Annotated in this window: 8 protein-coding genes; 2 read left to right on the top strand and 6 right to left on the bottom strand. The window is 71.1% G+C overall.

Features of this window, described 5'->3' with window-relative positions; all coding sequences use genetic code 11:
* Positions 1–5: 5 nt before the first annotated feature.
* Together JL101_RS08705 and JL101_RS08700 are read right to left on the bottom strand one after the other, a co-directional pair.
* Positions 6–1,088: an AI-2E family transporter gene (locus JL101_RS08705; protein WP_203099849.1), complete on the bottom strand. Its 1,083-nt coding sequence runs from the start codon at positions 1,086–1,088 to the stop codon at positions 6–8.
* Positions 1,089–1,094: 6 nt separating this feature from the next.
* Entirely contained in the window at positions 1,095–1,958 is an 864-nt protein-coding gene (locus tag JL101_RS08700; protein ID WP_203099847.1) for an SGNH/GDSL hydrolase family protein, read from the bottom strand.
* Between the two features lie 195 nt (positions 1,959–2,153).
* Here JL101_RS08700 and JL101_RS08695 point away from each other — a divergent pair, with 195 nt between their 5' ends.
* Both JL101_RS08695 and JL101_RS08690 read left to right on the top strand, forming a co-directional pair.
* Positions 2,154–6,920, top strand: a complete 4,767-nt coding sequence (locus JL101_RS08695) for a translocation/assembly module TamB domain-containing protein (protein ID WP_203099845.1) — start codon at positions 2,154–2,156, stop codon at positions 6,918–6,920.
* Between the two features lie 7 nt (positions 6,921–6,927).
* On the top strand, positions 6,928–7,755 hold the full coding sequence (locus tag JL101_RS08690; protein WP_203099843.1) for an FkbM family methyltransferase: 828 nt from the start codon (positions 6,928–6,930) through the stop codon (positions 7,753–7,755).
* 30 nt (positions 7,756–7,785) lie between these two features.
* Here JL101_RS08690 and JL101_RS08685 read toward each other — a convergent pair whose 3' ends face one another.
* The 4 genes from JL101_RS08685 to JL101_RS08670 all read right to left on the bottom strand — a co-directional run bounded on the left by JL101_RS08685 (position 7,786) and on the right by JL101_RS08670 (position 12,444).
* Complete coding sequence (locus JL101_RS08685) at positions 7,786–8,541, bottom strand: SDR family NAD(P)-dependent oxidoreductase (protein ID WP_203099841.1); 756 nt, start codon at positions 8,539–8,541, stop codon at positions 7,786–7,788.
* Positions 8,538–9,887 carry an FAD-binding oxidoreductase gene (locus tag JL101_RS08680; protein ID WP_203099839.1) on the bottom strand — a complete coding sequence of 450 codons (1,350 nt, stop codon included), beginning with the start codon at positions 9,885–9,887 and terminating at the stop codon, positions 8,538–8,540. Before JL101_RS08680 ends, JL101_RS08685 begins: the two co-directional genes overlap by 4 nt.
* 12 nt (positions 9,888–9,899) lie before the next feature.
* Positions 9,900–10,880 (bottom strand): lysylphosphatidylglycerol synthase transmembrane domain-containing protein, encoded by a 981-nt coding sequence (locus JL101_RS08675; RefSeq protein ID WP_203099837.1) that lies wholly within the window; start codon positions 10,878–10,880, stop codon positions 9,900–9,902.
* Positions 10,881–10,941: 61 nt separating this feature from the next.
* Positions 10,942–12,444, bottom strand: coding sequence for a UbiA family prenyltransferase (locus JL101_RS08670; protein ID WP_203099835.1), 1,503 nt, complete (start codon positions 12,442–12,444; stop codon positions 10,942–10,944).
* Positions 12,445–12,780: the final 336 nt, after the last annotated feature.

The following is a 12,780-nucleotide window of genomic DNA, read 5'->3' as shown; positions in this document are numbered from 1 at the left end:
CGGGTTCAGAACTCCTCGTACGGCCTGCTGTGGGTGTAGCGGTCGACCGCGTAGCGGATCAGCACGGCGATCACCGTGGCCGCCGGGAGCGCCAGCAGCGCGCCGATCAGGCCGAACAGGCTGCCGCCGACCAGCAGCGCGAAGATCACCCAGACCGGGTGAAGGTTGGTCCGATTGCCGACCAGCACGGGCTCCAGCACGCTGGTCTCCAGCACGTTGCTCCCGGCATAGATCAGCACGACCAGGAACGGCTCCAGCCAGCCGTCGAACTGGACCAGCGCCACCGTGACGGCGGCGATCAGCATGACCAGGTTGCCGACCACCGGGACGAAGACCAGCAGCCCGGTCAGCACGCCGATCAGGATCGCGAAGTTGAGCCCGACCAGGTAGAGCCCGACCGAGTGGATCACCGCCTGGATCGCGGCGCTCAGCGCCATGCCGCGCAGGAACCCGGCGAGCCGGTCGGTCATCTCCCCCACCAGCTCGAAGACGACCGCCCGGGACTGGCGCGGCACCAGCCGGCGGATCTGGCGCACCACCGGGTTCCAGTCGCGCAGAAGATAGAAGGTGACGACCGGGGTCAGGACCAGCAGGAGCGCTATGTCGAACAGGGTGGCGGCGAAGCCCAGAAGGTCGCCGGCCGACTGCTGCACCCATTCCGCCGTCCGCTGGGCGATCCGGCGCAGCAGGTCGGTGTCGTTCAGCACCTCCGCCCCCGGCACCTGGGCGGCGGCGCCGGTCAGCATGGCGCGGACGCGGGCGAGCAGGTCCGGGAGGCGGTCCGCCAGGTCGCTCGCCTGCTCCAGCAGCACCGGCAGCAGCAGCGCCAGGATCCCGGCGAGGATGCCGAAGGTGAGCAGCGTCACCAGGAAGGCGGCCCAGCCGCGCCGGACGCCTTTCCGGCCGAGCCAGCCGGCCAGCGGGTCGAACGTGAAGGCGAGGCCGGCACCGACCACGAAGGGAACCAGCGTCCGTCCCAGGACGGCGATCAGCCCGATGCCGAGCGCGATCACCAGCCCCCAGATCACGATCCGCAGCCAGTTGGGGATGCGCGACCCCGGTTCCTCGGCGATGACGACCTTTTCCATGTCAGGTCACCGGCGTCCCTTCCCGGCCAGCACGTCGAGCGCCGCGCCGGCGAGCCGGGCATGGCCGAAGGCGGTCGGATGGACCTGGTCCCAGAAGATGTGCCGGTCCGGGTCGGAACAGGTCCGTCCGCCCCAGGCGCAGGGGTCGGTCAGGTTGACGCCCGGCTTCCCGAGGAGCCGCGGGTCCCTGAAGACCCGCTCGACCAGGCCGTGGACGTCCAGGCGGATGATCCGCATGCCGTGGCGCGCCTCGATGCCGGCCAGCAGCCGGTCGAGCGCCAGGTTGAACCCCTCCGTCACCTGGCTGGCGATCCGGCCGACCGTCGGGCCGAACTGCCGCACGGCCGGGACCTTCGCGAGGTCCGGCAGGTTCGGCATCAGGATGGTGCCGGCCCCTGCCGAGGCGAGGTCGTCGACGATGCCGCCGAGCACCCGGACCGCATTCGTCGCCAGGACGACGGGATCCTGGCCCGACACGGCGGCCAGCAGGTCGTTGGCGCCGCCATAGACGATGAACAGGGTCCGGCCGACGGTCTTCCGGTCCGGCTCCTCCGCCAGGTACCGATCGGCCTGGACGCGCAGATTGTAGGGGCTGCCCGGATCGTGGGCGCGCGCGCCGCCGACCGCGTAGTTGGTCCCGCCGGAGATCGCCGGCTCGACCGGAAGGCTGAAATGGCTTGCCAGATGCTCGACCCAGACGGGTCCGTTGCTGAACCGCGCGCCGGCCGCGTTGCCGGTGTCGGAAAGGCTGTCGCCGAACACGACGATGCCGTCATAGGCCCGCGGCTCCGCCGCGATGGAGGCTGATGCGAAGCCTGCGCACATGCTGATCGCCATTACCATGGTGAGGATCCGGAACGGACGTGTCATGCTTTATCCCAAGGACCTGATACCGTTCTCCGACCCCGTAAACGTGCAGCGATGGCTTTGTTTCCGGCCCCTTTCGGGATCGGGGGCACGCGTTCGGATCGTCCCGGGAACCTGGTCCGCGGCATCTTGGAAGGCACATCTGTTCCCCTGGGGTGTTTCGCCCTGGGATCCGGAGCTATGGCAAGGCGGGAATTCATGGAAGGTCTGGTTCGTCGGTGGGGTGCGGCGCTGCTGCTGGTGGGGTTGTTCGCAAGCGCGCCGATCGCCGTCACCGCCCAGGAGGAGTCCGGGCAGCAGGATCCCGGATGGATCACCCGCCAGATCCAGAACCTGCTGAGCGGTCCCGGCCGGACCGTGACGATCGGCCGGGTCAGCTCCAGCTGGAGCCTGGACGTGACCCTGTACGACCTCGCCATCGCCGACGACGAGGGCGTCTGGCTGAAGGTCGACCAAGCCAAGCTGGACTGGGCCGCCGGTGCCCTGTTCCGCCGGGAGTTCCGGATATCGGGCTTGGACGTCAACCGGATGGACGTGGAGCGGCTGCCGGCGGGGCAGCCCGAGGAACCGCCCAGCGACGAGCCCTTCTCCCTGCCCCAAATCCCCGACCTGCCGGTCGGCCTGGACCTGCAACATCTGGCGGTCGGCGAGCTGCACCTGGGCGCCCCCGTCCTGGGCGGCGAAGCGGCGACGCTGGGCATCAACGGCAGCGCCCGGCTCGGCCGGGGCGACGCCGGGCTCGGTGCCGACCTGAACATAGAGCGGCTGGACAGGCCCGGCCGCGGCAAGCTGGCGCTCAACTACGCGCCGGACACCAACCTGCTCGACCTGGACCTGACGGCCGAGGAGCCGGAGGGCGGCGTGATCGCGCGGGCCGCCGACATTCCGGGACTGCCGCCGGTCAACGTCGCGCTGCGGGGTTCCGGCCCCCTGTCCGGCTGGGAAGGCCGGCTGGACGGCAATGCCGGCGATGTCGCCCGGATCGGCGCCGATGCGACGATCCGCGGCGTGGACGTGGCGGACGGCGTCCGGGGTTACGGGATGACGATCCGCGGCGACACCGCCTTCGCCCGCCTGCTCGACCCCCAAGCCGCTGCTCTGGTCGGCGAGACGGTCGGGTTCTCGGCCGAATCCGTGATCGATCCCAACAGCCGGGTGACGCTCTCCCCGGCCCGGGTCACCCTGGCCGCCGGGACGGCCGAGCTGTCCGGCACCTACCGGTTCGACCCGCAGGAACTGGACCTCGACTATGCCCTGGAAGCCGGGGCGGACTCGGCGCTCCGGACCCTGGCGCCCGACGTCGCCTGGCAGTCGGTCCGGCTGGCCGGGACAGCCGAGGGACCGGTCGCGGCGCCCACCCTCACGGCCGACCTGACGGCCGAGGCCGTCGATGCCGCCCAGGCGGCGCTGGACCGGGCGGTGCTGCGGCTCCGAGCGGTGCCTTCCGGCCCCCTCGACCAGCCCGGATCCACCATCGACGTGACGCTGAACGGAACCCTGACCAACCCCCGGTCGCCCGCCGACCCGCGGATCGCCCAGGTCGCCGGCCAGGAGGTGACGATCGAGGGCGATGCCGTCGTGACGCCCGGCGCGGGCGAGATCCGCGTCGCCGACCTTCGCGCCAACACCGCCGCCGGCACCGCCAGCGCCACCGCGCTTGTCGAGCGCTGGGGCGAGGCCGTCGGCGCGCAGGTGGTTCTGGACGTCCCGGACCTCGCCCGCCTGCCCGACCTGCCGGTCGCGGGCGCCGCCAGCGTGCGGACCGACCTCGCCCTGGAACAAGGCGGACAGGTCCTGCGCGGCGAGGCCACCGCCGACCTGCGCGGGCTGAACAGCACCGATCCGGCCCTGGAGCCGATTCTGCGCGACTTGGCGGGGGACGCCGTGACCCTGCGGCTGGCCGCGAACAGCCAGGACGCCGCCCGGACGGTCGAGGTGACCGAACTGGCCCTGAACGCGCCGGTGGGAAGCCTGACCGGCACCGCGACCGTGCGCGAGTTCGGCCAGGACGTCGCCGGCAAGGTCGACCTGACCGTGCCCGAGCTGGCCCGCCTGTCCGCGGTGGCCGGGACGCCGCTGGCCGGTGCCGCGCAGGTTCATGCGGACCTGAGCGGCGGCAACCGGGAGACGCTGGTGCGCGCCGACCTGACCGGCGGCGTCACCGGCCTGGATACCGGCACGCCGGCCGCCGACGCGCTGGCCGGCGACAAGGTCGATCTGGCCGGGCTGGTGACGGTCGGGACCGACGGCTCGGTGGACATGCCGAGGCTGAAGATCGACGGCCGGCACGTGGCGCTGACCGCCGCGGCGGCCCTGCGGGAGAACCGGCTTGACGCCAAATGGCGTGCCGACCTGCCGCGCCTCGCCGTCCTGAAGGAACCGCTGGCGACCGACATCGCCGGCTCGACTTCGCTGGAGGGGACCGCGGCCGGGCCGCTCGACTCCCTGGAAGTGCGCGCCGACCTGGACGGCCGGAACCTCGTGCTGGCCGGCCGGACCGTGCCGACGGCTGATGTGGACCTGCGGGCCACCCGCGTGCCCGGCGCCCCGCGCGGCACCCTGGTCGCGTCGGCCATCGTGGACGGGCAGCCTCTGGACGCCCGCACCGGCTTCGCGCTGGAAGGCCAGCGGCTCGACCTTTCCGACATCTCGCTCGGGGCGGAGCGGAACCGCATCGCGGGCGCGATCCGGGTGGCGCTCGACCGCCTGACGGCGTCGGGGCGGCTGGCCGGGGACATGCGCGACCTCAACGTCTTCTCCCCCCTGGCCGGCCAGAAGCTGGGCGGCAGCGGCAGGATAGAGGTCCGGCTGGACGATCCCCAGGGACGGCAGTCGGCCACCGCCGCGGTCCAGGGCCGGAACATCCTGGTCGCCGGTCCCGAGGGCCCGCTGCTGGCCGCCGACCGGATCAGCCTGAACGCCGACCTGGACGACGCGCTGGGCGCCCTGCGGTTCGACGCCAAGCTGGACGGCTCCGGCATCGCGGCCGGCGGCGCCGACCTCGCGACCCTGACCGCCTCGGCCTCCGGCACGCCGGCCAAGGCGGAGTTCCAGGCCCGGACCAGCGGCCAGGCCGGCGCGCCGGCGCAGCCGGCCCGCGTGGCGCTGGCGGGCGGCTTCAGCCAGGAAGGCAACCTGCAGCGGCTCCGGCTGGAACGGCTGGACGGCACCTATGGCGGACAGCCGTTCCGGCTGGTCAATCCGGCGACCGCGACGATCGGTCCGGACCGCTACGAGGTCCGCGACCTGCTGCTCGCCAGCAACGAGGGGCGCATCGCGCTCGACGCCGGGCTGGTGCGGAACGCGATCGAGGGGTCCGCGACCCTGACCCGCGTGCCGCTGGCCCTGGCGGAACTGGCCGCCCCCGGCCTGGGGCTGGACGGCCAGCTCAACGGCAATGCCAGCTTCGCCGGGACCACCGCCGACCCCCGCGCCGACCTGGACCTGAGGGTCAGCAACCTGACCGTCGAGGGCGGCGAGGCCGCCGGGCTGAGCGGCATCGACATCTCGACCACGGGCCGCTGGCGGAACGGGCGGCTGGCGCTCGACGGCAACGCCGTGACCCGGCAGCGCGACGGCATCGACATGAGGCTGGCGGCGGAGCTGCCGCTGGTGCTGAGGCAGGAGCCGCTGACCGTCGAGGTGCCGATGAACGCGCCGGTCTCCGGGGCGCTGCGCGGCAACGTGGAGCTGGCCACCTTCAACGACCTGCTCGCCACCACCGGCGACCGGGCGCAGGGGCGGCTCGACGTGAACCTCGACCTCGGCGGCTCGCTGGGCAACCCGCAGCTGGGCGGCTTGGCGACGCTCAACGACGGCCGGTACGAGAACCAGGCGGCCGGGACCGTGATCCGCGACATCGCGATGCGGCTGCGCGGCGACGGCACCCGGCTGACCATCGACCAGTTCAACGGCAGGACGCCGAACGACGGCATCGTCGAGGCGTCCGGGTCGGTCAATGTCGATCCGACCGATCCCAGGGCCTTCGACGTCCGGGTCGGCGCCAGCAACGCCCAGCTCGTCCAGATCGACCTGGCGACGGTCCGGCTCGACACGCTGCTGAGCCTGACCGGGCCGCTGGACAACCCGCTGCTCCAGGGGCCGGTGCGGATCGAGCGCGCCGAGATCCAGGTGCCGGAACAGCTTCCCCCCAGCGTGGTCGAGATCCAGGTGGAGGAGATCAACCGCCCGGGCACCACCGACACCCCGGCGCCGGGGGCGGCGGAGGATGCTCCTTCCGCGTTCCAGCTCCGCCTGGACCTGACGGTGGAGGCGCAGAACCAGATCTTCGTGCGCGGGCGCGGCCTGAACGTCGAGCTGGCCTCGGACGTCCAGGTCACCGGCACCGCGGCGGAGCCGATCGTCAGCGGCGGGCTGAGGCTGGTGAACGGGACTCTCGACCTGCTGACCAAGCGGTTCGAGTTCCAGCAGGCGAACATCGACTTCGTCGGCGACGGCAGCACCGATCCGGTGCTGGACGTGGCGGCGCAGGCGCAGGCCGAGGACATCACGGCGGTGGTCGCGGTGACCGGCCGGGCGTCCAACCCGAAGATCGAGCTGACCTCGACGCCGGAGCTGCCGCAGGACGAGGTGATCGCCCGCGTGCTGTTCAACAAGCCGTTCAGCGACCTCAGCGCGATCGAGGCGGTGCAGCTCGCCCAGAGCGTCGGCCAGCTGGCCGGCGTGGGCGGCGGACCGGGCATCCTGGACAACCTGCGGAACACGCTGGGCGTGGACCGGCTGGAGCTGCTGAGCGGCGAGGAGGGCGAAGGACTGGCGGGAGCCGGCGTCGCCGCCGGCCGCTACGTCTCCCGCGACGTCTATGTCGGGGCGGAACAGCGGGTCGGCGAGGCGGGCAGCCGCGTGGTGGTGGAGATCGACGTCACCGACAACCTGAAGGTTCGTACCGACGTGGGCACGACCTCGGGCGCCGGGGTCGGCGTGCTGTACGAGTGGGAGTACTGAGCCCGCCATGGCGCTTTCCCGCTATGCCGGCCGGCTGGCCGAACTGGTCCGGGGCGACAGGCCGGTCCGCAACCTGACGGGACGGCTGCTGTGGCAAACCGGGCTGTGCCGCCACTTCACCATCCCGAAGGACGGCTACCGGCTGCGCTTCTTCCCGTCGTCGGTCTCCTGCGCCTACTGGATCGACCCGGACGCGCGGGCGGCGGACGAGCGGATCGTCATCCGCCTGCTCGGCCCCGGGGCGACATACGTCGATGTCGGCGCCAACGTCGGGACGCTGGCGGCCGCCGCCGCGGCCCGGGTCGGACCCGGCGGCACCGTCCACGCGATCGAGGCGAACCCGACCATCGCGGGCTTCCTGCGGGAGAACATGCGCCTGAACGGCTTCGACCAGGTGACCGTCCACAACGTGGCGGTCGGGGCCGAGCCGGGAACGATCCGGATCTCGCAGCGGCGGGCCGACGACATGAACTTCGTGTCGGCGGACGGCGACGGGGTGGCGGTCGAGCTGACCACGCTGGACGCCCTGCTGGGCGGGCTGGAGCGGATCGACCTGCTGAAGATCGATGTCGAAGGGTTCGAGAAGTTCGTTCTGGACGGCGCCGCACGGGTGCTGTCCGTGTCATGGAATGTCTACATCGAGTTGTTCGACGGGAACTCCGCCCGGTACGGCTACGGCGCCGGCGAGATCCTGGACCGGCTGCGCGGGCACGGCTTCGCCTGCCATGTCATGGGTCCCGACGGCACCCCGCGGGACGGTGCCGCCGGTTTCGGCGAGTGCCTGAACGTGCTGGCGACCCGCGATCCCGGGACGCCGGAAAGGATTGGGCCGTAGGGCGGCGGGACGCCGCCCCTCCGCAGGGATCTAAATGCTCAGGCGCTTGAAGATCGGTTCCGGGATCGAGCGGATGATCGTCATGATGATCCACCAGAAGGCCGGGAAGTAGCGGACCTCCGCTCCCTTGGCGGCGTAGCGCAGGCAGGCGCGGGCGCAGGCTTGCGGCGAGGCGACCAGGAACAGTCCCGGCATCCCCCAGGTCATGGTGGTGTCGATGAAACCCGGCTTGACGGTGGTGACCGTCACGCCGGAGCGGAACAGGCGGTTGCGCAACCCTTGCAGATAGGCATGAAGCCCCGCCTTCGCGGAGCCGTAGACGTAGTTCTTGATCCGCCCGCGGTCGCCGGCGACCGAGCCGAGCGCAACCACATGGCCGCTTCCCTGCTTTTCCAGGATCGGGGCAAGGCGGTGGAGGACCGAGACCGCGCCGGCATATGTCGCCATGATGGTGCGCTGGGCCTGGTCCGGGTCGCCGTCGATGGCGGACTGGTCCGGCATCAAGCCGAAGGCCAGGAACACGTTCAACGGACCGGTGCCGAAGCCCGTGGACAGTCCGGTCACTTCTCCCACGAATGCGTCATGGGTATCTACCACTTCCGCGTCGAAGTCAACCACCGCGACGGCGACATTGTGGCGGATGCGGACGTCGGAAGCGCCGTGGTCGAGATCGTCGCGGTCGCGCCCGGCCAGGATCACGTTGCAGCCCTGGGCCGCCGCCTCCAGCGCGAAGGCGCGGGCGATCGAGGAAGAGGCGCCGAGCACCAGCCAGGTCGGGGCGCTCATGCCACCGCTCCCCGGATGTCCAGGCGGCGGGACAGGTCGGACTGGATCCGCCGGTCGGGATCGATGCTGTCGAGCACTTGGCGGAACTCTCCCAGTCGGGGGTACATGCGGGCGAAGCCGGCGGGGTCGAGCACGGCGTCCTTGGCGAGATAGACGCGGCCGCCATGGTCCAGGGTGATCGCGGCGAGCCGGGCCAGCAGGTCCTCCACCCCGTCGCGCCGGGGGAAGTCGAGCGCCAGGGTATAGCCCCGCATCGGGAACGACAGATGCCCCCTGCCCTCGCCGCCCAGGGTCTTGAGGACCGCCAGGAAGGAACCGGCCCGGGCGTCGGAGATGGCCTCAAGCAGCTTGCGCAGGGCGGCCGGCGCCTCCGCGTCGGGAACCACGTTCTGGAACTGGTAGAAGCCGCGCTTGCCGTAGATCCGGTTCCAGTCGTGGATGGCGTCGAGCGGATAGAGGAACTGCCGCACCGGCAGGGTGCGGGTCCGCCCGGCGGCCGGCACGCGCCGGTAATAGGCTTGGTTGAACAGGTTGATGCTGAACGGGTTCAGCGCGAAGCCGGGCAGGTCCACCGGCACCGCCCGCTTCCTCGGCGCCTTCGCCGCAGTGCCGGCCGGATCCGTCGGCGCCGTCTCCGCCGTTTCCAGGATGCCGCGGCCCATCGCGGCGCCGCGGGCCATGCCGTCGATCCAGCCGACGCTGTAGCCGGCGGTCTCCCGCGCCTCGGCCAGCCCCGCCATGAAGCCGTCCAGGTCGGGCATCCGGCGCTCCCGCACCTCGACCGAGGCGGAGGCGACCCGGCGCAGGCGGAAGCAGACATGGAGTATCACGCCGGTCAGCCCGACGCCGCCGATGGTGGCGGCGAACAGGTCGGGCCGCTCGGTCGGGGAGACGCGGACCTGCTCGCCGGAGGGCAGCACCAGGTCGAGCCACAGCACATGGTCGCCGAAGCTGCCGACCCGGTCGTGGTTCTTGCCGTGGACGTCGTTGGCGACGGCGCCGCCGACGGTCGCGAAGGATGTTCCCGGCGAGGTCGGCGGCATGAAGCCCCGGGGCAGGAAGGCGGCGAACAGGTCGTCGAAGGTGACGCCGGCCTCGCACACCAGGGTGCCGTCGTCCGGGTCGAACGAGACCATGCGGTTCAGCCGCTCGGTCAGCAGGACATGGCCGCCGTCGTTCAGGGGGGCATCGCCGTAGCTCCGGCCCAGCCCGTAGGCCAGGATGCCGCGGTCGAACCGGCCCTGAAGCAGCCGCACCGCGGCGGGAGCGCGCTCCGGCCGGCAGGCGGCGACTTCGGCCCGGCGGGTGCGGCCCCAGCCGGTCAGGGTCATCGTCTTCCAGGTCATGATATCAAGAACTCACCTGATTCCGTCGGCGGTCGCCAGACGCTCCGCCGCGGGTTGGCGGGCCAGCCGGAGCGCCGCCGGCAAGGCCACGAACCCCAGCCCGACGGCGAACCATAGCGTGGTCAGCCGGATGATCAAGGTCGCCGCCAGGGCCGTGTCGGCGGGCACGCCGAGCAGGCTGAGCAGGCCGAACATGGTCGCCTCGGTGCCGCCGAGCCCGCCGGGCAGCATGGAGACGGCGCCGACCAGCATCGCGAAGGCGAACACGAAGATGGATTGCTGGAGCGTGATGTGGGCTCCCATGTCGACCAGCAGCCAGTGCAGCGCATAGGCCTCGCACAGCCAGCCGACCACGCCCATGGCCGAGGTCAGGGCGAAGATGCGCGGGTCGAGCAGGCGCGAGGTCTTGCGCACGACGGTGCGGGCGCCGCCGAACAGGCGCGGCCAGCGGCCGACTAGGCCGTAGGCCAGCAGCACCCCGCGCAGCGGCACCTCGGGCCGCAGCAGCATCAGCAGCCCGCCCACCAGCGCCGCGGCCGCCACCAGGGTGCCGGCGCCGTAGGCGGCACCGAACGCCGACAGCCCGGTCAGGCACAGCAGGGTGACCGCGACGGCGTCGCCCATGCGGTCGCCGATCAGCAGCGGGGCGGTCCGCTCGTAGCGGTAGCCATGGCAGCGCTCCAGGAACCAGAGGCGCAGCGCCTCCCCCACCTTGCCGGGGGTGGTGGTCATGGCGAAGCCGGCGACATAGTAGAGCCCGGTACGCCCCGCCGGAACGTCGATGCCGAGATGAAGGCCGAACAGGTGCCAACGCCACGCCCGCAGGGCGTAGTTGACCAGGGACAGCAGCAGCAGGCCGGCGAGGACGGCGGGGCTGAGCGCCCACATGCGGTGCCAGACCTCGTCGAGGCCGAACCAGATGCCGGCGGCGGTCATGGCCGCGACGAAGACGACGGCGGTGATGACGGCGCCGTATTCCGCCCGCCGCATCATGGAGCGGGATCCGGTGGGCGCGCCAGTCTGGCTGGGGATCCGGTTTGGGGTCACGGTACCTCTATACGGGCAGGTGGGCGACGGCGACGATGGCGAAGACCGCGCCGCACACGACCCACGACACGGGGTCCTTGGCGGCGAACACGATGGGGTCGTCGTGCATCTTGCCGCGCGAGGTGGCGAGCCAGAGGCGGCACTGCCAGAACAGCATCAGCGGAACGATCGCCCAATAGAGCGCGTCCAGCGTGTTGAGGCCGAGCGCCAGGTCGGACTGGACGTAGAGGGCGAGCACCAGGCACGAGGTGAAGGACGAGGCGACGCCCATCAGCCGCAGGATGTCCAGGTCGCCCGCCCGGTAGCCGCGGCCGGCCGGCTTGCCCTTGTTCTCCGGCGGCAGGGCCATCAGCTCGGCGACGCGCTTGACGATGGCGAGGCTGAGGAACACGAAGCTGGAGAAGCCCAGCAGCCAGAGCGAAACCGGGTAGCCGGCCGCCTCGCCGCCGCCGAACAGCCGGATTGTGTAGAGGGCGGCCAGCATGAACAGGTCGACCAGCGCCATGCTCTTCAGCTTGAACGAGTAGAGGATCGAGCAGATGGCGTACAACACGACGACGCCGAAGGCCCCGGCCGCGGCGGCCAGCGCCCCGCCCAGCAGCAGCAGCCCCGGCGCCACGATCGGGCCGTGGTAGAGCGGCAGCGCGCCGCTGGCGAAGGGCCGGTTGCGCTTACGGTGGTGCTGCCGGTCGGCCGCCAGGTCGGTCAGGTCGTTGATCATGTAGATGGCCGAGGCGGTGCAGCAGAAGGCCATGAACATCAGCAGCGCGTCGCCCCAGGCCGCGAGGTCGAACAGCGCGCTGGCCGTGACGATCGGCACGAAGACCAGGATGTTCTTGACCCACTGGTGGGGCCGCAGGGCCTTGAGCAGCGCGCGCGTCCAGGGCGCGCGGTCGTCCACATGGGCTTCGATCTGGGTGACTTCCGCCGCCGCCTTGCACACGCTCTTGGGTGCGTTGACCAGGACGGCGGAGTCGGCGTGCCGCCAGATCTCCAGGTCGGAGAAGTCGTTGCCGGCATAGGCGTAGGGCTGGCCGCCGAGGTGCCGGTCGATGGCTTCCGCCTTGGCCGTTCCCCGCAGGTTGTTGACCCCGTCGGAGGCGATGACCTCGTCGAAGATCCTGAGGTGGCGGGCGACGGAGTCGGCGATGACGTGGTCCGCCGCGGTCGCCAGGATCAGCCGCCGGCCGAGCCGCTTCTGCCCATGAAGCCAGGTGAGCAGCCCGGTGTTGTAGGGCAGCAGCGCCGGGTCGAGCCGGGCATGGAGCGCCAGCTGCTGCTTGAGATGCGCCTTGCCCTGGATCAGCCAGCCGATCATGGCGAACAGCACGCGCCAGTCCTTGATCAGTGCGAAGAAGCATTCGATCAGGCTGTCGGTGTTGAGCAGCGTGCCGTCCATGTCCACGCACAGCGGCACCGGCCGGGTACGCGCCGACGAGGCCGGGGGCCTGGATGAGGACGGTTGAGAGTGGTCGGGTTCGGAGCGGTCTATCGCGTCCATGCTGGCCATGGTCTGCTCAATCCATCATCAACGGGTCCGTAATGCCGGGACCTAGAGTTTTCGGGTCGATGGCGTGCAGCGGATTTCAATGGCATTCGCCTTAAATAGTCGCTCCAGCCACGACAGTTTCGGACCTTGGTCACCCAGGCTGAATACCGCGAGGGCACGAAATGTGCCACCGCCATGGCTGCGAGATGCACCTTTTCTCTATATGCATGAACGATATTGCCAGGGCCTTATTCCTCCAATCCTTTGTATTAACCAAGCTGCCGCCCCATTGGAGACTTGACGTTGACCCTGGAGGCGCCGACTCCTGTTGCGGCGCGGCGGCAGTCGCCTATATTG

Source organism: Skermanella rosea (assembly GCF_016806835.2).
GTDB classification, from domain to species: domain Bacteria; phylum Pseudomonadota; class Alphaproteobacteria; order Azospirillales; family Azospirillaceae; genus Skermanella; species Skermanella rosea.
Note: the sequence above shows the minus strand (reverse complement) of the source record. Positions and strands in the feature narration are given on the sequence as shown.